The 25,673-nt window shown below is 50.2% G+C and carries 14 protein-coding genes; 7 read left to right on the forward strand and 7 right to left on the reverse strand.

Going from position 1 to position 25,673, the window contains the following annotated elements; all coding sequences use genetic code 11:
- Positions 1-16 precede the first annotated feature (16 nt).
- From ACO08I_RS21605 to ACO08I_RS21630, 6 genes are all read right to left on the reverse strand, one after another.
- Complete coding sequence (locus ACO08I_RS21605) at positions 17-571, reverse strand: RloB family protein (RefSeq protein ID WP_421947065.1); 555 nt, start codon at positions 569-571, stop codon at positions 17-19.
- Positions 564-1,838, reverse strand: coding sequence for an AAA family ATPase (locus ACO08I_RS21610; RefSeq protein WP_421947066.1), 1,275 nt, complete (start codon positions 1,836-1,838; stop codon positions 564-566). Before ACO08I_RS21610 ends, ACO08I_RS21605 begins: the two co-directional genes overlap by 8 nt.
- Before the next feature lie 225 nt (positions 1,839-2,063).
- Positions 2,064-2,672 (reverse strand): ATP-binding protein, encoded by a 609-nt coding sequence (locus tag ACO08I_RS21615; RefSeq protein ID WP_282778573.1) that lies wholly within the window; start codon positions 2,670-2,672, stop codon positions 2,064-2,066.
- Complete coding sequence (locus ACO08I_RS21620; protein ID WP_421947067.1) at positions 2,635-3,246, reverse strand: hypothetical protein; 612 nt, start codon at positions 3,244-3,246, stop codon at positions 2,635-2,637. Before ACO08I_RS21620 ends, ACO08I_RS21615 begins: the two co-directional genes overlap by 38 nt.
- On the reverse strand, positions 3,209-3,574 hold the full coding sequence (locus ACO08I_RS21625; protein ID WP_421947068.1) for a hypothetical protein: 366 nt from the start codon (positions 3,572-3,574) through the stop codon (positions 3,209-3,211). Before ACO08I_RS21625 ends, ACO08I_RS21620 begins: the two co-directional genes overlap by 38 nt.
- Positions 3,549-3,815 (reverse strand): hypothetical protein, encoded by a 267-nt coding sequence (locus ACO08I_RS21630; RefSeq protein WP_282778567.1) that lies wholly within the window; start codon positions 3,813-3,815, stop codon positions 3,549-3,551. The genes ACO08I_RS21625 and ACO08I_RS21630 overlap by 26 nt, the downstream gene beginning before the upstream one ends.
- A gap of 72 nt (positions 3,816-3,887) precedes the next feature.
- Here ACO08I_RS21630 and ACO08I_RS21635 point away from each other — a divergent pair, with 72 nt between their 5' ends.
- The 6 genes from ACO08I_RS21635 to ACO08I_RS21660 all read left to right on the forward strand — a co-directional run bounded on the left by ACO08I_RS21635 (position 3,888) and on the right by ACO08I_RS21660 (position 9,088).
- The gene (locus ACO08I_RS21635; RefSeq protein WP_421947069.1) at positions 3,888-4,166 is read left to right on the forward strand and encodes a hypothetical protein; all 279 of its coding nucleotides are present in this window, start codon (positions 3,888-3,890) and stop codon (positions 4,164-4,166) included.
- Positions 4,163-4,645, forward strand: a complete 483-nt coding sequence (locus tag ACO08I_RS21640) for a hypothetical protein (protein ID WP_282778563.1) — start codon at positions 4,163-4,165, stop codon at positions 4,643-4,645. Before ACO08I_RS21635 ends, ACO08I_RS21640 begins: the two co-directional genes overlap by 4 nt.
- 604 nt (positions 4,646-5,249) lie before the next feature.
- Positions 5,250-6,944, forward strand: coding sequence for a tetratricopeptide repeat protein (locus ACO08I_RS21645; RefSeq protein WP_421947070.1), 1,695 nt, complete (start codon positions 5,250-5,252; stop codon positions 6,942-6,944).
- A 503-nt stretch (positions 6,945-7,447) separates the two neighbouring features.
- Positions 7,448-7,882 (forward strand): NUDIX domain-containing protein, encoded by a 435-nt coding sequence (locus ACO08I_RS21650; protein ID WP_421947071.1) that lies wholly within the window; start codon positions 7,448-7,450, stop codon positions 7,880-7,882.
- A gap of 367 nt (positions 7,883-8,249) precedes the next feature.
- Positions 8,250-8,714, forward strand: coding sequence for a hypothetical protein (locus tag ACO08I_RS21655; RefSeq protein ID WP_421947072.1), 465 nt, complete (start codon positions 8,250-8,252; stop codon positions 8,712-8,714).
- Positions 8,715-8,719: 5 nt separating this feature from the next.
- Positions 8,720-9,088 carry a T9SS type A sorting domain-containing protein gene (locus ACO08I_RS21660; protein WP_421947073.1) on the forward strand — a complete coding sequence of 123 codons (369 nt, stop codon included), beginning with the start codon at positions 8,720-8,722 and terminating at the stop codon, positions 9,086-9,088.
- 661 nt (positions 9,089-9,749) lie between these two features.
- Here the strand turns inward: ACO08I_RS21660 and ACO08I_RS21665 are convergent.
- Positions 9,750-11,441 carry a tetratricopeptide repeat protein gene (locus tag ACO08I_RS21665; RefSeq protein WP_421947074.1) on the reverse strand — a complete coding sequence of 564 codons (1,692 nt, stop codon included), beginning with the start codon at positions 11,439-11,441 and terminating at the stop codon, positions 9,750-9,752.
- A gap of 631 nt (positions 11,442-12,072) precedes the next feature.
- Here ACO08I_RS21665 and ACO08I_RS21670 point away from each other — a divergent pair.
- Positions 12,073-25,410: an SdrD B-like domain-containing protein gene (locus ACO08I_RS21670; protein ID WP_421947075.1), complete on the forward strand. Its 13,338-nt coding sequence runs from the start codon at positions 12,073-12,075 to the stop codon at positions 25,408-25,410.
- The last annotated feature ends 263 nt before the right edge of the window (positions 25,411-25,673 follow it).

Genomic DNA, 25,673 nt, shown 5'->3' on the forward strand with positions numbered 1-25,673 from the left:
TTTGAGGATGCCCTGATTACTTATTTCTCTTTAGATCTTTGAGCAATTGTACAAATGACTGAACTGTCGTAGAAGGGTTATCCGGACTGCTCAGTTCATTAGCTCGTTCAATTGCAGCATCTGCCTTCTCGCAAAGGTCGGACATCACTGTATCTTTTTGGGCTCCTTTTCGATATTTGGGAATATGGTTCTTCAAAATACGCAGACAGTGGTCAGAGTCCAGAGTTGCAGTTTGATTTTGATAGTGGAGTAGAAACCATAGCTCAATGCAGGGGTTTGAGATTAAAAGTTCAGCTTTGTCAATCTTTTTTAACCGCTCCAGTACTCCCTGTACGTCTAAATCATACAAAAGGAAAATCTTGTCTTTAGGAGTCTGTGTTTCACCCTTCATGTAGGATTTGACCAGCCTTTGAGTTATTCTATTGCCGGCAATTTTGGTTTTTATCTGAATAGGGACTCTGTATTTACTTCTAAGAAAGGCAACATAGCTTTCTTCCGTCTCTCCCTCACAAAAGACAAAAAGTGTAGGGTTCATTTTACGGTTCCCTCTAGTTCTTTTTGATCTAGCCATTTTCGAGCTCTATTATTAAAGAAGACGGGTCACTTAAATATGGAATTGCATCAAACCTTCCCTGAAGGTATCCTTTTTCAGCGTCCATGTTTTCTCTGAAATCCTTGAAATCATACAGGGAGTACAAGGTGCTATTCCCTGTTTCATCTTTATCGACGAAGTAAATCTGGTCTTTCCGCACTTTGTTTAAGTCAATCAGGTTAGTATTATGCGTCGAAAAAATTATTTGACTGTTTTCGCTCTTGTGAAAAAGGTCTACTATGAATTCAACTATACTGGAATGAAGGCTTGACTCAATCTCGTCAATTAAAAGAATTTTTCCGTTTTGAATGATGTCAATTACATTGAGCAAAACATATAATAGCTTCTTTGTTCCATCTGATTCTTCTGTTTCAAAATCAAAGGGGGTCTTTGGAGAATGTTTATGATAGGTGACAAGCTTTATTTTTTCAATTTCCTGCTCCCCTGTCTGAGTAATAGATTCATTAGAATCAGAAAGTGAAATACTAACACCTTTGGCACGGACTTTTTCGACCTCGTAATCAATATCCACAATATCGCTATCCGCAATTTGAAGTGCGCTCAGTAAGAATGCTTTGTCAACAGAGAGCCGGTGTTTTAATATCTCATTGTTAAGAATGAAGTATTGAAGAATGAATTTTTCGTTGAAATACCTGAATATCTCTTTGCCAAGTTCTCTGTCCATTTGACTTGCTCTGGAAATATAGAGTGTCTTTTTAGAAGTATTTTCCGCCACATCAAACGGCCGCTTTATAAGGGTGGAAAATTTGTATTTCTCCCTTTTTGTCTTTCCTGCATGCTCATCCCGCTCAAATATCCGAGTCCTTGTCTTTCTCTTTCCAACTTTGTAATAGTGAAGAGATTCTTTGATGATTTCATTTCTGGTTAAAGCGAAAGCATACTCATACTCTCTATGGTCAATCAAAAAACGAATAAAAAAACTACTAGGCTTGTCTTCGTAACCATCGAATTTGTATGGTGAAAAGTTGAATGTCACATCCTCATTATGGGAGTGGGACTGGAAAATCATTCGACAACAAAACCTGATAGCCTTAACAATATTCGACTTTCCCGACGCATTAGCGCCATAAATGGCTACAGACTTCAAGATCTGGTTGTCATTAATGGAAAACTGATTCCCTTTTAAAGCCTTCGCTTTTTTTGAATTGATTGATGCAGCCCGCAAGTCTAGTGTTACCTCATCTCGGATGGAAAAGAAATTAGCAAGCCTTATTTCTAGTATCATAAGTTGTATATTTGTAGCAATTCTACAAATAATACGGATATATCCATAATTTGTTGTGCTGAAACTTGATTGTCAGCAGTTTTCTTTCGACGTATCAAAAGCGTTAATGTTAAGTATTCGCGTTTAAGATAATTCGTCTGCCTTAACTACGGACTTATTCATAAAAATGCCCCGAACAACCACCCGAGGCATATAGCCCCCCCCAAAAACCAAATGAAAACTTTTTTACAAATCCACCCGCCTAAACAGCCCATAATGCGTATTATCCCCCCGGGCTTTAGCCGCCCGGAAGATCCGGTTGACCTCCTCCTGCGTCTCGATGATGCGGTCGGCACTGGAGGTGCGCACCTGGCTTTTGTTGACCAGGGCATCCGTCGCGCCCACCCATACGGTGGAGGTAAAGCCCCAGACCCGGGGCGGCACATCGGCAGGGGAGTGCACCACAAAGATGATATCCAGCATCCGGTGCCGGAAGTCCAGCAATAATTGCCGGAAGTATTGGTTGCTATCCACAGCGCTATTGATGTAGCCCCGGCAGTCATCGAAAATAATCATCCCGTCCCGGTAGTTAATGTAGATGTGCTCGAACACGCGGTTTTTGTTCCGCCCTTCCTCGTACCGGCCGGCAATCACCTGCCGGATCCCTTTCGGAAAAGTCATCTTTTTCTTATGCGTGATATCTACTTCCGGATAAGGGCGCCAGATTTTGGGCATGCCGTTGTAGGTGACCGCCAGGGCCCTTGCCCCGATGCCTTTCACGATCTTCTCACAGAAGGTAGACTTTCCGGTACCGTTCCTACCGATCACTATCGTGATTTGCGCGTCTCTCTGCATCTTGCTGTTTTTTGGCTGCTTCTGCTGCTGCTTTCTTCTTCGCCCGGACGTCCGCCTGTACTTTGGTGGCCATCATACCGTATTTGCCCAGGAGCAGGAAGGCCAGGGCGAACTCCAGGCTAAATTTCACATGGTATTTGTTGATGAGCGCAGCAGTCAGGGCGACTTCGTAGTCGTCTTCTTCAGACTTGGCTTTGCGCATCCGGTACTTGGCCGGATCTTCCTTTGCGATCAGCCCGCCAATCCATGCCATGGACTTGTCCAGCTGAATGAGCATCAGCTCTGCCCAGAATTTCTGCTCCTGGGTGTAATTCAGGTCGCGCAGGTGGCCTTTGTCTTCATCAGAAATGGGCTCCCCGGTTTCCGGATCGGCTTCTTCTCCGGGCATTTCAATGTCCGGGACATCGACGACTTCCTTTTCCCGCTTCATGTGCGCAAGGAAGTCCCGCATATCATCATCTATCTCGCTTTTCATCGCGAAGAAATCCTCCGGCGGCGGCATTTGGCTGCCTGCCTCTTCGGCTTTTGTTACCGGGCTATTCTTCTTCGTCTCTTCCTTCGCTGAGGGCTCCATCTTGTTCTGCTTTTTTGAGTAGTTCGTCCAGGCTGTACTTTGCATTGACCGTGTAGCGGGCCAGCTTGGCTTCGTAGCCGACCGTAAGGATATGGGGCACCATCACCTCCACCTCTGTGCCGTCTACTTCAGTGCGCATCGGCATGATGGCGAAGATGCAGTTCACGTCCTCCCGGTTGAGCAGCCCGCCTTCGCTTTTGGGCTTGTTGTACTTTTCCAGAAAGCCCAGCATAGGCGGGGTAATCATCTGCACCACCTGCTGTACCATCTTTCTGGGGTCACCCGTCAGCCCCTTGAGGGCATTAAGCATTTGTAGTCCTTTGAGCATGTTCTGTGAGTTTAAATACCTGCAACGGGCGCGGCTCTATGATCCAGTCCTTTCGCACCAGCCCTTCGCCTTCGAGGCTTTCCAGGGCCCGGCGTATGCGCCTTTCCAGGTTGTGCTTTTCCCGGTTGCTCAGCTCCTTGCCCGCGATTGACCGCACCAGAGCAGGTACCGACATCGCATCCCCGCCCAGCTCGTTTAGTACCGTTTGGCACAAGGCCGTGCCGTACAACTTGAAAAGCATACACGAATAAGTTATTAATTTTATGCAATGTAACTAATTTGTTTATATCTTGCATGCAAAACCAGGCAGTATATGGCACTCTCCTTTAAGGAAAAAAAGATCTCACCTACCGGAAAAAGGGTGGACGGGACGATACAGGTCAAAGACTTTTGGGGCACCGTACAGCAGGAGATCCCGTTCCGCATCATCTCGCGGGTCGAAATGGATGACAGCCTTATCATGGCAGCGGCTGAGGAGATTGCCGCCCGGCACGGGGAGGCACGAAAGAAGACGGAAAGGTCAGCCTGGGCGGGCCTGCGCCTCAAAAGGCTGAACGGAAATGCTTACATCAAAAAAGACGGAACAACATGACGAAAGCTGAACAACTACGGGCCGGTTACAACCGGGCTTTTTTCCCGGATGGGCGGAATGTGGACCCGCATGCGCGGATGTTCATTGAGCAAGCCAGGATCAGCATCGATGGCGAAGTATTCGAGCTGCCCCGCATGGCGGTTTCCCCCGCCACGCAAATGCACGACCTGGTGAGCCTGGCTATTGCTTACCTGCAAAACCTCCCGGCAGATGTAAGGGAAAGGGCGCTGCCGCCGGCAAAAAAGAAAGAACAGCTGGTCGGGTATGAGAATATGAGCTACCGCGGCACAAAGTACCTGCTGCGGCATTCAGTAGCAGAAGGGGAAGACGTGTTCCTGATCAAGCGCAGCCAGGAAGAGCCCAAAGACCCGAACAAACAGCTAAAGGAAAACAGCCCGGCGCACCGGGCGATCGTAAAACAATACCGAGAGCTCCTCAAAAGCCGGGAGCAAGGCCGGCAAGCTGAGGAAGAAGAATAGCAAGAATACCTGATTTTCTTCCGTGCACCTTTTTCGGTGGCATGAGGACGGCCCCGGGGCAACGACTGCCCGGGGCTTTTTGTTTGTATGACATGCAGGCATGTTCCGTAAGCGCAGGGCTGTAAGAAGCCCTTAACCGGTGTATAGGTGATCATCTTGTGCTTTATAACGTTTGCAAGGCTTTGTTAACAAATAGATAGGCTATACCACGCTTTTTTAAGAGAGCACATACTATTTAAATAAAGTTACTGCAGAAGTGTTAATATCCAAAACCAGGAATTTAGTGTTTTATTGATCGATACGAAAGCTTTCGGGGAGTGTTCTGTCAGTGGGTAAAGATTGGTAATGCCTTGGGTAAGCCTGTTAGTTTCGTACATTTCGTACTCAATGAACTATGTCAAAAGAAAACGGTCACAATAAGATTGAACGCTAAACGTAAGAAAGCTGGGTGAGATCATGAATACTTGGTGAAGGTCCTTTCCGCATGATCAACCTTTCGACCACCACATGCAATCTGTTATTATGGAAATGGAACTTTGGTATTTTCTGTATATTAGCGATTCAAAACGCTATGGACAACTCTTGAAAAAGAAGTTGTTCGCTTATGGGAATAAAGTTACTTGTATCAATTTTACTGTATTACCTTAGACTAAAGGTGCTGTTTGTTCTGCTGTTTTGCGCTTGTCAAGCACGGGGCAACGATCAGATGGATGGAAGAAAAGGTGGGCGGTTTAATGTTGTGGAAGAAGCACAACTGCTATTGGCAGCTGCAGATAGTAATATGCAATCCTCGCCGATGCTTGCGTTGGAATATTCGGTTAAAGCGGAGGTTCTTGCCCGCCGGGCTAGTGACAACCAATTATTGCCGTTAGCTTTGATGAAGAAAGGGATGGCCAGCTATTATGTAGGAAACTTGGGTGGCGCTGCGGAGTCTCTGATTGGGTGTAAAAACCTATTATCAAATGAAGGAGGAGATAAGGAAATGCTGGGCAGGGTGTATAATGACTTGGCTGCGGTATATCGTTATAGTGGATTTCAGCCAGATTCTGCCTTAGTTTACTACAAGCGTGCCATTGATGCATTTCGGGAAGCAGCTGAGACTGAAGAATATTCGGTCTTATATGCAAAAGAACTAGCCGCGATTTACAGTAATATGGGGCAGATGTATGTGGAAGAAGAAGCTTACGAGCAAGCTATTTTCTATCTCGATCGAAGCTTGACAGCCCTCTCCCAAAAAAAAGGGTACGATCGGGTTAGGGCAGCTACTAAAATCAGCTTGGTCGATTTGTGGTCGAGTATGGGCAAAACGTTGGGCGCTGATAGCCTGCTTAGTGAGGTATTATCAGCTACTCGAGCAGAAGAAGATTGGGTGTTGTATAGCGCTGCTTTATTTTATAAGGGTAAATTACTGGAAAGGGTAAATGAGTTAGACTCCGCTTACCTGTTTTATGAACGGGCACTCGCAGAGGCACAATCAGCAGAGGTGTGGACCTCCGTAGACAAAATTGCTTTAGCCCTATCTGATCTCGCCTGTAGAATGAACAGGCAAGAGGATGCATATGAGTATCTGCAACTGGTGCAGCATGCAAAGGAGAAAATGCGTCGAGGGGAAGCAGCTTTGGCACTGTCAAAAATGGAGCTGGAGGAGAAGTATAAAAAGTGGGAAGAGGAGGTAACCTCACAGATGGACCGAAGTCGAGTCAGCTATCTTATTGTTTTGGGCCTGGCTTTTTTAGGTGGGCTCATACTTCTAAGCCTTTATATCGCTATTGTCCGAAAGCAAAGACTCGCACAGCTAGAATATTTAGAATCGGAGTTAGTAAAGAGGCAGTTGGAAACAGAGCGGGAACGACTTGCTACCGAGGTAGAGGACACAAAACAGAAACTGGCTCTAAACCTTCTGGAAAGGATGTCCGCTAACGAGATGGTAAATGAGACGCTTCAAAAACTGATGGAGGTTTACCGACAGGTGCCAACTGTAAGTAGCCGCAAGTCACTTCAGGCTATCTCTAATAGCTTACGTAATATTCAGGATCATTCCCTTTGGGAGGAGTTTGAGTTACTTTATAAGCACTCAAATAGCGACTTTTTTGAAGCCCTTGCAGGTCTTGGGCTGACCTCCAATGAGCGTAGGTTGTGTGTATTCCTGCGAATGAATATGGCTACTAAGGAAATATCTGCTCTAACCGGGCAAAGCACAAAAGCAGTGGAAGTGGCCAGGACCCGGCTAAGGCGTAAGCTTGGGTTGACGAATACAGATGTCGATCTGTCTGAGTACCTGATGTTATTAGTGGAGTAAAGTGCGTAAGCACAGCCCCTAAAGGGCTATATAGATTTGATTTTGTGGTGGTATACTTCTATAGTTTAAGCTGAGTAAGGTCTCGTAGCCCTGATTTCGGTGGTTTCATAAGTTGCTCCTCTCCATTCTGCCGTTTCAGAACAGGCAGCTCGGTAGGCTTTCATCTATACTTTGCAAGTGTGTTGATTGTAGATTCCCTGAGTTTACCCTATGTTGTTGTATTGCGGCGAAGAGCAACAGATTCGCGCTATCTAATAAAGGATGATATAACCAAGTATATATGTAGTTAATCAAGTATACTTGTCGCATAAGATTTTTTATAGATGCTTGGGGTGTAATAGTTTGATAGTTAGTTGTTTGCTCATAAATCAGTGGAGATGTAGTGTCGTTAGAGTTGGCTGTGTAGTGGATTTGTATCATAGGGCATTGTATAGGATGTCTTGATTACTGACTACCTTGCCGGCAGATTAATTTTTCATTTCTTTACCCAAAATCAAAGTGATATGCTACAGCTATTAGCCCCAATTTATATGAAGACAATAGGCCAAGTAGTCCCTACAGATTGGTTCGCCCCAAGGTATCCGGTTTCTGTCAAAGGGATATGCCGTATAGATGGCAAAATTGTTTTGTTAAAGAACGAAAGAGGGCAATGGGACCTACCCGGTGGGAAGCTAAAGAAGAGAGAGACGATAGAGCGCTGTTTAAAGCGTGAGATGAAAGAGGAGTTGGGCATAGCGGTAAGTAATGTTGGTGTAAGCATTGCTAAGACTATAAAAGTTCTGAATCAGGTGACGGTCCTTATACTCATCTGCGAATGTAAAACTGATGCCACGGTAGAAGATCTTAGTTTTAGTTATGAAAGCTTTGGTCTGGGCTTGTTTTCTGATGAGGATGCTCTACATCATGCAAGCCACCTGCTGGGAGGGCTTTTGAAGTGATTTTGACCTGCAATGAATACATGCTTTTTTACAGCATTTCATGTTGCCAGCCATTAGTTTATAGTTGTGCGGCAAGAGATTGGATGAAGTACTCCTCTGTGCTCAGCCTTGTATGCACACTTTTAGCACCCCCATGGTATATCGAGAGGCTTGCTGAGACTAAATGTTACGCGAGCACACTTAAAGATGCTAGGTATTGATTATTAATGGTTTGTGGATAATGTAGTGCTTTTGATATGGTCTTTTTTTGTTGTTGTAGTGGAACTGTATTAGTTGGTGAATCAGAAAGAGGTTAGGGTAAATTGAATATTTGTTTTCGAATCAGCGTCCCAAGATTTTTCTGAATGCTAAACCAAACAATCATCTCATGCACAGACTTGACCAAAGTAAAAGGAACGCCTGGCTAAGGCGAATTATTTGGCACCCGAGCGGTGGGGGTAAGCGGTTGATCTCACCACTTGGGAAAGCGACCTTATTTTTGAAAGAAGTAACTTTATTAGCTCTTCTTTTATTGCTAGGCACTATAGCTGGTAATAATTTGTTTGAGCAAATTAGTATGCCTGAACCGGATGATGGTCCAGGTAATGCACTGCATTTTGATGGTTCAGACGACCGTGTAATTGTACAGGCAGGCGCCTATTTCGATGATAATACTTTTACAATAGAGACCTGGATGAACTCTCATGGGCTTAGAGGGTGGTCAAGGATATTGGATTTCGAAGAGTCCGGGGTTGGTAATAGAGTAGCTATCTACACCTCTCAGGGCGATACCCGTAGGTTATATGTTGAGGTATTCAATGGAGGGGCTAAAATTATTGAATTTGGGGCATAAGATGCATGGTACTGGGCGTAAGCTCAGCAGTTACGAAGGCAGAAGCTTACGGCAAAGACGGCAGCTTCCAGGACGTAGCGATCGAGTTCAGCACCGGTACTGTAGCGGGCGCAGGCTTTGAGCTGTACCAGAACCAGCCGAACCCATTCAAGGGCGAGACGGTGATCGGCTTCAACCTGCCAGAGGCAGCACAGGTGACGATCACCATCAGCGACGTAACCGGCAAGGTACTGAAACTGTACCGCCAGGATGGCTCTAAAGGCTACAACCACATCACGGTTAAGTCTTCTGAGCTGGCGGCGACAGGCGTAGTGCAGTACACGGTCAGCACCGGTACGCACAGCGCTACGAAGCATATGATAATCGTGGAATAGCAGTCACACGATTTGTGTTGGGAGTATAATTTAGCGGGGCGTGTTGTATTTTCACGCCCTGCTTTTACTCGTGATTGTGAGACAGTTTTGTGCTAATTCAAAGCGCCCCGCACCGGTATTTGGTGTGGGGCTTTTTGTGAGTTATGCATGCCTGTCATTTTAAGATGTAAGACCTGAGCGGGCCCAGAAGGCTGGGAACCGTTAGCGAAGGGCAAGGGTGTCCGCTGTGAGGGGGAATTTTAATGAAGCTTGTAGCAAAAGGGGATTTTGATATACGGAAACTGGCTGTAATACCGATGTCGTTTGGGCTATCCGGCAATAAGCGGGACGGACGAAAGCCTTTCGTGGCTAACATAGGCAGATCCGGCACAATACTCAAACTAATCATCGCTTTTTGAAAGCATGCCTGCTGTAGATGGGGCTGTAAACCATCGCATCGAAAGTATGCCGCAAGGCAGGCCTCTTTCTCTCTTGTTGCCCAACATCGTTATAGATGGGCTGGGCAGGGAGCTAGAAAGACATGTCCATTGCTTTGTACACTATATTTGCGATGTGATCGTCCTTTTAGGCAGCGAGCGCTCTGCCCGATGGGTACAAGCTAAGCCTGGTTATGTATATGGAAGGTGACCTGAAACCAAAAGTAAATTGTTAAAAGAGCCTACTATAGCTTGGCTAGAAATTCTGTCAATCCCACATTGGTATTGGTAAGGCCTAGCTTCTTCCTGAGCCGGGTTCTTGCTACTTCTACGGCTTTAACGCTTTGTCCGGTTAGAGCAGATATTTCCTTAGATGTCATATTCATATGGAGTAAGATACAGAGGCGCCGGTCATTGGATGTTAAGCCTTCTATGCTATTTAGGTTCTGGAAGAAATCACTGTGTGATTTGGAGTAGAGTAATTCAAATTCCTCCCAAATGGAGTAGTCCTGAACGTCCCTCAGGCTATTAGCCAGCTCCTGAAGGGGGGATCTGGAGCTAAGCTTAGGCATCCGGTAAAGTTGGAGCAGCTTTTGGATTGTTGCTTCAATGAGCTCATTCCTTGCCATTCGCTCGATTAGTTGAACAGCGAGCTGCTGCTCTATCTCTTCAACAGACTGGAGCAGTTTTTCTTTTTCCAGGGACATTTGTTCCTGCTGGATTTGGCTTTCAAGGTACAGTAAGCGGGATCTTCTTTTTTGTTTTTGGCCAAGCAGTAATAATGTTGTACTGAATAATGCCAGAGAGCCTATAAAAGTAATCAGCCAGAGGTATTGCTTCTGTTTATTTTGAACTTCCTGCTCTATTTCCTTCTTCCATTTTTTAAGCTGTAGGTGTATTTCCATTTTTGTGAGGTCCTGAGAGGATCGCTGCTTATCGATTTTCTCTTCGGCAGATAGTGCCATTTGGAGGTATCTCAGAGCTTCTTCTTCTTGTCCTTCTTTTTGATAGAGCTCAGACAAGGCGCGGGCAATTTCATTGATAGAAGTATGGGTATTCTCTGTTTTTACCTGATGAAGGGCTTTTTGGTAATATTGAATAGCATTAGCAGTGTTGCCTGCCTGTTCATGCCACTGCCCTTTAATATAGTCAACCGCTGGTATAAGTGTTAAGTCTCTCCATTTTTGGCAGTATTGTTCGCTTGCTTCTATAATTTGAAAAGCGCGTTCCTTATGGTTGGTATTAAGGTACACCCGGGCCAGGCCAAGTTGGCTGATAATTAGCCCTCTTTGGTATACAGAGGTGTCTAAGGGCAGTTGGAGGCAAAGATCAAAATGATATTCTGCATTAGAGTAGTCATTGTGGTCAAGGTATATGGTGCCCACGTTGCTATAAGCGTGAGATAGGTGTAGATAATAAGTCTTGGATGTATCTGTTTGTGCCAGCTTCTGTATGACCTCGATTGCTCTTTTGTTGTAAAGGATAGCGGAGTCCATTTCGTTTTTGCCATATTGGTAAACCCCGCCCAGGTTGTTATAGATATTGGCCAACTGTTCACTGGGCTTATTCAAATCGAGCAATCCCATCTCCCTTGTAAAGTAGTTAGTCGCTTCTCCAATATAGCCGGCATAAAAAGCGGCCACGCCTCCCTGATTTAATGCTTTTACTAGGTTGTTGGTATCTATCGGCGCCTGTTCTGCAAGGTAGATAGCTTTCACCCCGTATTCCAATGCTTTCATGGGAGATAGGAGGGCTAAGCTATCAGAAAGAGCGATCAGCTCACTGACCTCCTGATAATAAGGCGTGGTATCTTGTTCTGGATGAGCGAAGCCTATATTGCACCAGGCAAAAAGTTCAATATAGCAGGAGTTAAATAAAAGCAATGAAAGGATAGTAATGCGGAAAACCGTAAAATTTGTTCTTGTTCTTTTGTGCATATCTGTGGCTCTATTGTTGTTGAGGACAACCTAACTGCGGATTAGCTTGCCTGCTTTATTGTACCTGAGTTACTATACTGACGATTAAGTGGTTTGCCACAGCAAACCTACTCAATGTCAGCATTTACGCTGGGAAGTGGTTTGCTCCGATGTCGCAAACCACTTCGTATTGCGTATATAGTACGGCAATTATGCCGGCATCGTCTTTTAGGTTGAGGGCTGTATCTGTGAAGCCCAGGCTGACATTATTTTTTCAGTAAAAAGTTGTGGTTGTTCTAGTCTTGCGTGTTCTTGAGTACTTGTGAAACAGGACATATGATAAATCGTTGTGCTCAAAGATTTAAAGAATATTGATTGAAAGGTATATAGGTATTCGTGCCTGAAAAATCGGATTTGCCTTTGGTCAATATAATTCATTTCTGATAAATAATTATGAAAAAGTAGAATGTGTTCAACGTAAAGGTTTTTACGGGTTGATTGGCAAGTGTTTGGTTATCAATGTTTTTTGTTTGATTGTTGTGGAATTGATATAGAGGTTAAAAGATCAAGTAGTGGAAATGTATCGGTGTTTTATTCGGTACATGAAATGCTGCAGGGCAACTTTACCCATATCAACAAATATCACAATCTCATGCAAAGATTTGACAAAAGGAAGAAAAATGCCTGGCTAAGGCATATTATTTGGCACCCGAGCGGCGGTGGTAAGCGATTGATCCCACTGCTTGGGGAGACGGACTTATTTTTAAAAGGAGTAACTTTATTGGTTCTGCTTTTATTGCTAGGCACTACAGCTGGCAATAATTTGTTTGGGCAATGTGCCTTAGAGGGCGGGGCTAATGCAACTGCAGAGGAAAACCGGCTCGCCTCAATCTCAGATGGTGGCAGTTATTCTGTTTCTGTACCGGTTACAACGGCCTTCCCGAATGGGCTTGATGTAGGGCCGGTGTTTAATTCGATATATATCAATGCAAATGGTACAGTCACTTTTTTCTTCCCATATGAAGATGTCTGGTCCGGTGGGCTGCCTATCTATGACGAGGGGCCGATAATTTCAGCTCAGCATGATGGAATCGAGCCTGCTTTCGGGGGAGATATTTATTTTTATCAAAATAGCCAGGAAGGTTATGCGGTAATTACGTACAATGAAGTAGCTCCGGGTACTAGTAATCTCGCTTATGGCACTTCATCAGACCGGAATACTTTTCAGATTATTTTGCGTCAGGGTGCCAACTATGCGAATGACGACAGCGACTTTATTATAGAATTGCGGTACCAGGAGATTAACTGGGTAGGCAAGAACCCAGTAGCAGCAGGGTATAGCCCTGGTTTTACAACAGGCTATGCATTGGTCTCTCCGTATTCCAGCCCGGTCATTAATATTAATGGTACTTTCGAAGCTACTGATGCTACCGATGGCACTTTTGCGGGTATTGTGAATGGGTCCAATACAGGGTCTACCTGCACCTATCAATTTGCAGGCAGCGGCCTGGAATATGCAGATGAGGACGGTGATGGTTTCCCGGATTACATTGAGACGAATCAAATGCCTCCTAACTTTAAGTCAGACCCTTGTTTACCTGATGTGGGGGCTGACTATCTACTGTATAATGTAGATAATACCACATGGTCTATGGCGGACTGTGATGGGGATGGTGTTGACAATGGGTCAGAGGTGACAGCAGGAACGAATCCATATAGTGTGCCTGATAGTGATAATGACGGGATATTGGATATAGTAGAAACGCAGCCATGCAATGCGGCTAGTCCGACCAGCATAACAGGGTTTTCGGGGATATTATATGATGCCCCTGATCAAGATAGTTGGTCTTTATTGAATGGATCTTCAAGCTTTCCAGGGTCAGCTTATACCGCTATCGCTACCTTTGAGTACAATGAGTTTGCTGGGCAGTCTAATGCCTTTTCAGTTGATTTTGGCGGGGATGCAGTAAGCTTATCGACCAATCCTGATATTAGCAATTATATAGGTTCTAATATTTCAACTGATGGGAATTTAGATCATGCAATACAATTCAACAAAGTTGTACAACCAGTTGAAGAGGGAGTCTATCAATTCGATTTGGACTATGGAGATGACCACGTATTCATTTATCTCAATGGAGTAAAACAGTACGGCATTCAAAATGCATATGGTGTATCCACTAATGATGGGCTTGCTGATGTAAGTAATGTAGCAACTCTCACATTGAAAGCTGGCGATACACTGACTTATTTAGCTGCAGAGGAATTTATAGGAAACACAGCCATTAAGTTCATCGCATCCAAAATTAGTCAGATAAATGGTGACAGCCCGCGTTGCTTAACTGATACCGATGATGACGGTGTGCCAGACCATCTTGACTACGACAGTGACAATGATGGGGTTTTGGATGTAGATGAAGCTGCGGAGGAGGTTGCTTTTGATATTGATGGAAATGGTGTGCCTAACTATATCGACACAGACTCCGATGGTGATGGCTGTTTTGATGCGGTGGAAGCCAGCGGGATAGTCAGCTCTTCGGCACTGGACAACGACGGCCGCTTTTTGGGCAGTGTTGATGAAAATGGTGTGCCGCTGGCTGTAGCAGCTATTGGGGAAGGGGCTATCGGTCTGTCTATCACGGACGAGTGGCAGGACGATGAGGTGTGCGTTTCCAGTTGCGATATAGAAGGAGGCGCTGATGCGACAGCCGAATCGAACCGTTTGTCAATATCTGACAGTGATGACGATTATGAGGTGGTATCGCTGACAACAGCGTTCCCGAATGGGATTACGATAGGGGGTGAGACTTACGAGGAGTTCAGTATAGGTACGAATGGTTATGTCACCTTTGGGCACAGTAGCGACAGTTATGATGCTACAGGCCTTGCCGGCTACGAGGATGGTCCTATTGTCGCAGCGATGTACGATGACTGGGACCCAAGTGATGGGGGCGATATTTATTATTATCAGAATGCGGCAGAGGGTTATGTAGTAGTTACGTACTATGAAGTAGCACCTTATGACGAACCTCCTGCATTCGGTACCACATCAGACCGAAATACGGCACAGATCATATTGCGTCGCGGAGCCAACTATGCGACTGACCCCAGCGATTTTTTGATCGAGTTGCGTTATCAGGCGATCAACTGGGTAGGCGCGAACAACGAGGGAGTAGCTTCGGCAGGCTGGAGCGCAGGCGATCTTTGGACCTATGAGCAGGTAGCTCCATATTCGGTTGCAGAGGAGGATGGCCCAGATGACATGGGCATATTCAGCGGGATTACGACGGGCACGAACATAGGTACGTCCTGTACTTATCAGTGGGCAGGAAGTGTGTTGGCTTCGATAGACACAGATGAAGATGGATTGGTTGATTTAGCAGAGCAGGAGTTTGGCTCTGATCCTAATAATCCTGACACAGATGGTGATGGGGTAACAGATGGCTCTGAATATTCAGATGACACTGATTTTCTTGACCCCTGTGACCCTGCACAAGACGCTGGGTACACGGGCTACGATGCAGACAATGCGATTTGGGCTGCTGGGGACTGTGACGACGACCTGATCCCGAACGGGGAGGAGCTCGATTTAGGCACCGACCCCTACAACGAGGATACGGACGGGGACGGCACAGACGATGCGCTGGAAGACGAAGGGCAGACGGACCCGCTGGACCCCTGCGACCCGGTTAAATGGGAAGGCTATACGGGCTACGATGCGGACAATGCAATCTGGGCTGCGGGCGACTGTGACGACGATGGGCTGTCCAACGGCGAAGAGCTCGGCCTGGGCACCGATCCTTATAATGCGGATACAGATGGAGACGGCATCGAAGACGGCTCCGAGGACGGAGACAATACCGACCCGCTGGACCCCTGCGACCCTGCTCAAGACGCTGGTTATACGGGCTACGATGCGGATAATGATATCTGGGGCGATGATGATTGTGATGGCGATGGGCTGATCAACAGCCTGGAGCACGAAATGGGTACAGACCCCTATAATGCGGATACCGACGGGGACGGCATCGAAGACGGCTCCGAAGACGGAGATAATACCGACCCGCTGGACTCCTGCGACCCTACACAAGACGCTGGGTACACAGGCTACGATGCAGACAATGGGATCTGGGCAGCGGGCGACTGTGACGACGACCTGATCCCGAACGGTGAGGAGCTCGGCTTAGGCACGGACCCCTACAACGAAGATACGGATGGTGACGGCACAGACGATGCGCTGGAAGACGAAGGGCAGACGGACCCGCTAGACCCCTGCGACCCGGTTAAATGGGAAGGCTATACGGGCTACGATGCGGACAATGCGATCTGGGCAGGTGGCGACTGTGACGGGGACCTGATCCTGAACGGGGATGAGCTCGATTTAGGCACGGACCCCTACAATGAGGATACAGATGGCGATGGTGTTCCTGACGGGCAGGAAGTTGCCGACGGTACAAGCCCGCTGGAGCTTTGCGAGTATGAGTTTGCTTCTGTCACGCTGCCAAAAGGCCAGGAATGGAATGCTGCTGACTGCGATGGCGATGGGCTGGACAACGAGCTGGAAGGCGACGAGCTGGTGGACACAGATGGCGACCTCATCCCTGACTTCTTCGACCTGGACAGCGACAACGACGGGATCCCGGATGCGGACGAATCATCGGATACTGTTGCCTTCGATATTGACGGTGATGGCACTCCTAACTATCTGGACCTTGATTCAGACGGCGACGGCTGTTTTGATGCGGTAGAGGCCAGTGATGGCCTTACCCCTGCCGACCTGAGTGGAGGCCGTATCCCCGGTGAAGTGAACGGTGATGGCATACCGTTAGCGGTGCTTGAAGGAGAAATGGAAGGCCTTGAGGCGACAGAAGCCTGGGGCAGCGATGAGATATTCAGTGATTTCTGCGGTTCGGACCTTGGGGGCTTTGTGTGGCTGGACAACGACCGCAACGGTTTGTTCCTGCAGCAGCAGCCTGGCCTTCCGGGCATAAGCTCCATGCCTTCTTCTGAAGAAGTGCTGCCTGGCGTACAGGTGCGCCTGTTCGGCACGGACCTCAACGGAAATCCTGTTGACGAGGTGCAGGCCGCGGACGCTGACGGCTACTACCTCTTCGAGCTGGTGCTGGCGGGCGACTACTGCATGGAGGTCAGCTTCGAGGGGCTGGACAATGCGGAAGACTACGTGCTGACCATCCCCAATGTAGAGTTCAACACGATCGACAGCCTGGACTCTGACTACTCCCTGGAAGGGGAGCGTTGCTTTACTTTGGAGGCCGGCGCGGAGAACGTCTATGACCTCAACGCGGGCGTTTTCCTTGATGCGGACGGCGACTTTATCCCGGACGTGAACGACCCGGACATTGGCGGCGAGATGCTGGACCCACAGGGCTTTATCTACTGTGAGAATACGGGCGAGATCATAAGCGGAGCGGCCATTGAGGTAACGGGCCCGGGCAATGTGACGATGGTCGCGGACGGCTCTACGGGCTTCTATCAGTGGTTTGTGGACGCAAGCGGGGTCTATACGATGACACTAACAACACCAAGCGGCTATGGTATCAGCACGGACTGCACGGACAGCGGGCAGCTGGACCCTGAGCCTGGCATTACAATCGTGGGCAGCTCAGAGGAAGCGATGAGCGGCTTCATGGAAGACGCATCCTGCGGTGCGAACCCATTCTACATGGAGTTTGTGCTTTCACCGGGCGACCTGGTGCTGAACAACAACCTGCCGCTGGTATGTGCCGAAATCGGCGACCGTGCGTGGAAGGACTTCGACCGTGACGGTCTGCAGAGCCCCGGCGAGCCGGGCTTAGGCTACACGGAAGTGCGGCTGCTGGACTGCGCGGGCAACGGCGTGGACACAGTGGTGTCGGACATCGAAGGGCGCTTTTTGTTCACCGGGCTCCCGGCGGGCGGCTACGTGCTGGACTACGAAGGGCGTGCCGAATGGGCCGGCACTTTGCCGAACCTGTGGTCGTATGCGGGCTATCAGGCCGGCTCAGCAGAGCTGGACTCCGATATTACGGCGAGCGGTTCCACGGAGTGCGTGACGCTGGGCGTAGGGGAGAAGAACTACACAGTGGACGGTGGCTACGAAGTGCCGTACACGTACAGCTGCAACTGCGACGGCTCGATCACTTTGGAGTGGTCGCCGGTCAGCGGGGAGCCTGGCGTGACGTACACGGTAGACATAGAAGACAGCGCGGGCAACCCGGTGCTGGACTACGTGAACATGACAGAAACGAGCGTGACGATCGCCCACGGCACGCTGCAGAACGGCGAGGAGTACCGCCTTGCGATCACGGAGAACATCAGCACGAGCAATGTGGTGTCCATCACCGGGCCACTGTACGCAGACTGCAACCCTGTGCCTATGGCATCGGTCATAAGCGCTGCGGGCCCTGCATGCCCCGGGGGCACAGACGGCAGCGTACTGTTTGAGCTGGAAGAATCAGGCTGTGCGGGGCGCTACGCGGTGTACCTGGAGCAGGCTGGCAGTGATATATTGGTCGCAGCGGACACGACGCTGGCGAATAGCTTCAGCGTGAGCGGGCTTGGCGAAGGCAGCTACAGCCTCCGGGTAGAGCTATTGGATACGCTGAGCTGCGGCTACGGCGTGGGCTGCTTCCCGCTGGAGGTGGAAGATTTTGTGGTGCTATCCAATCAGGACAGCGAGGCGCCTGCACTGGCAGTGAGCACGATTGCGGGAGTACCGGTGGATGACGTATCGTACACAGCCCCTGAAGGGGAGTGCGGCGTACAGCTGGAGTGGCTGGCAGAGGTGTCTGACAACTGTGCAGCGGGAGATGCGATTGCGCTGAGCGTGAGCATAGAGAGCGATGTGGCAGGCGTAAGCCCGTGGGCGGCGGTAGCGCCCCTTTCAAGCCAGGGCAGTACGGTCACATCAGTATATTTACTTTCTTCAGGCGATGCATCTAATGATAATTTGATGGCAGCGCAACTAGAGTCTACCGGTAGACTCTCGGTTGCAATAGGGGAAGAGTTCTGGGAAATGGACGGTACAGAGGACTTATCTGCCTACGATGTGGTCTTTTTACAAGCGAACTTTAACTGGAATAACCCACTTTCGGCAGATGCAGCTGCTAATTTAACTGCTTACGTTGAGAATGGCGGAGGCCTGGTCACGTCTGAGTGGTCAGTATGGAATGCAGCATATAATACAGGCAGTGGATCATGGGATGCTTTACTGCCTATTTTTCCGGTAGATTTAGCTGAGATAAACGGTTATGACTATTTAGGGGAAACAGATGTCACTTACACCAGCGTGAATAGTGAGCCATTAGTAAATGATGGTGTGTCAAGCTCTTTTGTATTTACTCCCTCGGATGCGAGCGGTACGGTTTCCTTATTTACGGCAAAAGCTGGGGCTACTGTCTTTTATGATATGTCAGCCTCTTATGATGGCTATGACTTTACAGCTGTGGGAATGGCAGGCTGGGAATATCAGTCTGGCCGTGTTTTCTCGTTCAATGGTACTAATGGAGCTACAGAAATTGCTAATGACGCTAACCTGCGCCAATTGCTGATTAATGCGCTCAGTTGGAGTAGCGGCCCGACGGCCGGTTATGCGGTGAGCGTCCATGCAGGCATAGGCACGAACACAGTGGTGCTGACGGCCACAGACGAGGCGGGCAACAGCACGGAGCTGTCCTACGAGATTACGGTCGTGGACAACCGCGCCCCAGAGATCTACGGCCCTGGCGACATGCAGGTGCAGATCCCGGGCTGCGAAGACGGCATGCCTGTGAACTGGCAGATGTCGGTGATTGACGATTGCGACCTGGATGTAGAGCTGGTGCAGATCAGTGGCCCGCAGCCGGGCGATGTGCTGGCGCCAGGAGTATACACAGTAGTCTACGAGGCTACAGACGACTACGGCAATACGAGCCAGTACAGCTTTGATATCACCCTCACGCAGGCGCAGAGCCCTGCGCCGATCGTGGACGTGTCCGGCAACGGGCAGTTCGTGATCGAAGACTGTGCTGAGGACGGCTTTATCGTCTTCGCGGGCCATATTTATGACTGCGAGCTGCAGGCGGGCGATGTGCCCGACGGGCTGATCAGCATCAGCGGTGCGCCACTGGAGATCACCTACATCCTGGTGAACGAGGGCTATGCGTACTTCGAAGCCACGGGCAACCTGAGCGCGGGCAGCTACCTGATTGTTACCAGCTACGAAGGGGTAACAATAGACCATGCTGTAGAAGTGGTGCAAGGCCCGGACACGCCGGCGGTAATGACAATGCCCGGCAACCTGGCCTACCAGGTGCCGAACTGCGAAGGCGAAGCAGCGGTAAGCTTTGCGGTACAGCTGGAAGACGACTGCGATGAAGACTTTGGCACAGCCAGCTTCACGGTGAACGGAGCGCCAGCGCCCCCATTCGACGCAGCGCTGTCGGACCCTGCGAACGGCTACTTCGCGTGGAGCCTGAGCCTGAGCCCGGGCGTGTACACCATCGTGGGCACGTACACCGATGGCGGCGGCAATACCACCGAGGCTACGGCTACGATCACGGTGAATGCTGAAGAGGACAATTCGGCCCCAATCATCGTGTACCCATCGCAGAACATCAACATCGCACTGGACCCATGTATTGAAGCCGCTGTTGCTTCCCAGATTTTCCAGGTTACAGCGATCGACAACTGCGATGGCGACCTTGACCCAACTGTAACGGTTTCTTCAGGTACAGGTACTGTGACAACAACTCCAGGCGGCTATGTATTCATGGGCGGCCCTGGCGTGCACACAATTACAACTGCAGCGACTGATGCAGCTGGCAACAGCCGCACGGAGTCCTTCTCTATCAACGTAACTCAGGCGCCTGCACCACAGGAGAACCTGGCTTGCAACGACGACATTAACGTTACGCTTGACGACAACTGCTCACGCGTAATCACTGCGGACATGGTACTCGAAGGCAACTTTGGCTGCTTCGAGGAGTCTGACTTTACGGTTACCATCGTAAACGACGACAACCCTGCGAACGGTAATATCCTGGACGGCCATGGCCAGTTCATCTATGAGATTGAGCTTGCGAACCAGGCTCAGCCAATCGACGGCTTTACCAGTGACTTCGCAGCAGGCAACTGGGACGTGATCATTGATAACACCGGTTTCTTTGGCGCAGGCTTTGCTGATGTAACTTTCTCTTCCAACACACTGACACTGGAAACACTGGCTGGTGGAGTCGCTCAGGCTTCTATCGCTATGCCCGGAGAAGGTACGCTTTCCTTTGATTACGACTACAACGGTGCAGACCCATTCTTTGACTTCTTTATGATTGACCTGAATGGTAATGTTGTTGCTGATGTAACGAACCCAGCTTCCGGCTCTTTCAGCGAAGATGTAGAAGCAGGATGGGTACTGGTATTCGCAGTAGATGACGATGGCTTCAACCCGTTTGGGCCAGCTGTGCCTAGTACTGCAGAAATCAGCAACTTTGGCTTCGCACCCGCAGGCCCGGTTGTATCAGGCTTCGAGCCCTGCTGGGGCTTTGTTACCGGCGAAGACAAGACAGCACCAGTTGTTGATTGCCCAGACGACACAGACGTAGCGACAATCTCTGAGCCTGTACAGAAGATCCAGGGCGCCCTGGAGACGACTGACGCACAGCTTGAGCTTGCGGACTACTCTTGCTTCCTTGACGGAGCAGGCCCAGTTGCAGGCGGGCAGTACTACGACATCATCGAGTTCCAGGTGAGCGCCGATGATATCTACACGATTTATCTGAACACCTCATGGGGCGACGGCTTCACTGCACTGTACCAGGGCAGCTTCGACGCGGACAGCCCATGTGAGAATATCCTTTACGCAGCGGACGACAACATCCTTGGCAACGCAGGCCCAATCGGCGGCTTGTTCGACCCACAAGTGCGAGTAACGCTGCCACTGCGTGCGTACGAGACTTACTTCGTTCTGGTTTCCAGCTTTGGCTCAGACGTGACTGGCTCCTACGAGCACACGATCTTCAGCGACGGCAACGGCCTTGTAGGCGCATGGAACTTTACAGAAACGATGCTGCCAGACTGGACGATCCAGTATGACACGACGTTCTCTGCCCTGCCATCGACTACTGAGCAGCTGTCTATCCCGCTGTTCTGTGACGACTTCGGCCAGATCTACGGCGGCGACGCAGGTTCTGTAGCACAGGAGACGGCATTCATCCAGGGCACTTACCAGTGGGTAGGCGCGCCAAGTGCGACGGACAACTGCGACAACAACGTAGACATCACCGCAACGGACAGCTTCACTTCTTCAGGTGACTGTGGCGACGTAGTGATCACGCGCACGTTCACGGCTACTGACGACCAGGGGCTGACAGACGAGTGCCAGCAGGAGATCACGGTCCGCAAGCCAACGCTTGACGACGTGAACTTCCCAAGCTTCACAGCAGTAGTAGAGTGCGACGAGGACTACCCAGCGCTTGCGAACGGCAACCCAAGCCCAGAGCTGACGGGCTATCCGTTCATCTTCACAGCGTTCGGCATCTTTGACATCGCTCCATCTTACTGCAACATCGGCGCTTCTTACGAAGACCTGCCGACAGTAGACGAGTGCGAAGGCCGCTTCAAGTTCCGCCGTGAGTGGACTATCTTTGACTGGTGCGACCCAGGCAGCTCATTGATCGCTAACCAGCTGATCAAAGTAGGCGACTACACAGCGCCAGAGGTGTCTTGCCCAGCGGGCACGCCAATCGCTTACTCTACAAGCCCATTCTCTTGCGGTGCATCTTTCGAAGTGCCTATGCCAGGCGTGAGCGACAACTGCTCTAACGTAACGGTATACACCGAGATCGTGACGACAACAGAGGAAGAGGTGATCAACCAGTACGGCCTGCCAACCGGACAGTTTGTGACCGACACCGTAGTGGTGCGCACAATCCAGCCCGGCGCGAACCGTTTTGTATCCTCTATCCCATTCGGCGGCCACTTCTTCCGCTATGTGGCAGAAGACGACTGCGGCAATGAGACAGAGCTTTACTGCCCATTCTCTGTGATCGACGATATCGAGCCGGTGGCAGTATGCGACGACCAGCTGAACGTAAGCATCGGCGGCGGCAACATCGTGCCTGGCCAGCCAGCGCTTGCACGGGTGTTCGCATCTGACGTGGACGAAGGCTCATGGGACAACTGCGGTGATGTATCTATCGCGATCTTCCGCAACAACTTCAACCCGATCACTTACACTTGCGGCACGCAGAACAGCGTAACCGGCGATTTCGTCGACTTCTTCTGCTGTGACGTAGGCGTTACATCTGATATCACACTGGTTGTGACCGACCAGTACGGCAACCAGAACTCCTGCTGGCTGAGCGTTACGCCAGAGGACAAGATCAACCCATTCTGTGACGCGCCAGACAACGTAGTTGTGGATTGCGACGATCTGCCATACGGCTTCGACGCATCTGACGCAGGCCAGCTGGAAGACCTGTTCGGCATGGCGACGGGCGCAGACAACTGCGGCGTAGCATCTGTACAGCAGGTAGCATCGAACGCTGACCTGGAGTGCGGCTACGGCTCCATCACTCGTATCTTCCGCGTCACTGACGTGAACGGCCTGAGCAGCACGAACAGCTGTGTGCAGGTGATCACGATCAATGAGGTGCACAACTACGAGATCTACTTCCCAGAGGACGCTGAGGCGAACTGTGGCACGCCAACGCCAGACACCGTTGAGTACAACGAGCTTGGCTGCGACCTGCTTGCAGTGACAAGCAACGACGAGCAGTTCTCTGCATCCGGCGACGAGTGCTACAAGATCTTCCGTACGTGGAAGGTGATCAACTGGTGCCAGTACGACGGCGAGAGCGACCCTTACATCGTGGGCCGCGACGAGGACTGCAACGGTGTTCCAGGCGATGGCGACCGTATTGCGAACAACGGCAACGGCTTCTGGCTGCTTGCACGCCCGAACGGCAAGATCTACTTCGACCAGGACACAGACGAGACACCTGACAACAACGTACCAGGCATCAACTTCTGTGGCGTATCGAACGACTACTACAGCTTCGAGTATGACGAGACTGGCTACTACCAGTACACTCAGATCATCAAGGTATACGACGACACCGCTCCTGAGATCAGCTTCACGCAGGCAGACGCATTCTGCTCACTGGACAACGTGAACTGTGATGCGAACGTGACTTATCCGTTCAGCATCGATGAGGACTGTACGCCAGACGGCCTGACGATCAAGGTGTTCCTTGACCCATTCCTGAGCGGCGACCTTGTGGAGCTGACAGGCGTGGTATCTGGTTCTTACCCAGACTACACGATCACAGTGAACGGCCTGCCAATCGGCAGCCACGCGTTCGAAGTGCACGTACTGGACGGCTGTGGCAACTCAGACCTTGCGATCCTGCCATTCGACATCATCGACTGCAAGGCGCCAGCGCCATTCTGCCTGAACGGCATTGCGATCGAGCTGATGCCAGTAGACGAGGACGGCGACAACCTGCCGGACCCGGGCGCAGGCATGGCTGAGATCTGGGCGAGCGACTTTGTCGACTTCTCCACTCAGGCGGGCGACTGCTCTGAGCCAATCAAGTACTCTATCAACCGCGTAGGCGAGCCTAACAACCCTGACCAGGCCGGCCTTGTGCTGACTTGCGACGACGAAGGCACGCTGGTGATCGAGATCTGGGCGTACGACGCAGCTGGCAACAGCGACTTCTGCGAGACTTACATCCTGGTACAGGACAACATGGGCGTATGCGGTGCAGCAGCACCAATGGCAGCCGGTGCAGTCAATACCGAGGACAACGAGCCGGTAGAAGATGTACAGGTCAGCCTTTCCGGCCAGGCTTCTACAGCGATGACGACTCAGAACGATGGCGCTTACGTATTCACGAACCTGACATCAGGCCTTGACTACACGATCACGCCACAGCGCGACGGCGACTACCTCAACGGTGTGTCTACGTTCGACCTGGTACTGATCAGCAAGCACATCCTGGGCGTTGGCCCGCTGAGCACGCCATACCAGCGTATCGCAGCGGACGTTAACAACTCTGGCTCTATCACAACTCTGGACCTGATCCAGCTGCGCAAGCTGATCCTGTCTATCGATACAGAGTTCGCTAACAACACCAGCTGGCGCTTTGTGGAGACGGCTTACGTCTTCCCAGACCCATCTAACCCATGGGCAGAGCAGTTCCCTGAAGTGATCAACATCAACGACCTGCCTGCGACAAGCATCATGGATGCGGACTTCGTAGCCGTGAAGATTGGTGATGTGAACGGTGATGCGGCAGCAAACAGCTTTGCAGTAGTTGACGAGCGCAGCTACGAAGGCACTTTTGCACTGCAGACAGACGAGCAGGAGCTGAAGGCGGGCAATGAGTACCGCGTAAGCTTCACAGCTGCTGAGCTGGCACGCATCGAGGGCTACCAGGCGACGCTGACGCTGAGCAACGGCGTAGAGCTGGTAGACATCGTAAGCGGTGTAGCTACTGAAGACAACTTCGGCCTGTCTTACCTGGGCGAAGGCATGATCACGACAAGCTGGCACTGGGCGTCCGGAGCTTCCGCGAAGGCGCCAACGGGCATTGAGCTGTTCACACTGGTATTGCGCGCAAACAGCGACGTGATGCTGAGCGAAGTACTGGGCGTAAGCTCAGCAGTTACGAAGGCAGAAGCTTACGGCAAAGACGGCAGCTTCCAGGACGTAGCGATCGAGTTCAGCACCGGTACTGTAGCGGGCGCAGGCTTCGAGCTGTACCAGAACCAGCCGAACCCATTCAAGGGCGAGACTGTGATCGGCTTCAACCTGCCAGAGGCAGCACAGGTGACGGTCACCATCAGCGACGTAACCGGCAAGGTGCTGAAGCTGTACCGCCACGACGGCTCTAAAGGCTACAACCACATCACGGTTAAGTCTTCTGAGCTGGCGGCGACAGGCGTAGTGCAGTACACGGTCAGCACCGGTACGCACAGCGCGACGAAGCGGATGGTCATCGTGGAATAGCGATTGTAAGATGTTTTACTACGAGCATTAGCATGCGGGGCGTAAGGTGCTTTTACGCCCCGCTTTTGCTCCTGACTGATTACGTAACAGTTTGTGCTCATTCAAAGCGCCCCGCACCGGTATTTGGTGTGGGGCTTTTTGTTTGCATAGCATGCATGCATGTTCTGCAGAGCTGGAAGAAGCCTCTACGCCTAAGTATAGGTGGTCCCCGATCCCGATTAAATTATGGGAAGGTGGTGACGTACCCCTCTTTAAAGATTTAA

Source organism: Phaeodactylibacter xiamenensis, from assembly GCF_965229835.1.
Taxonomy (GTDB): Bacteria; Bacteroidota; Bacteroidia; order Chitinophagales; family Saprospiraceae; genus Phaeodactylibacter; species Phaeodactylibacter xiamenensis.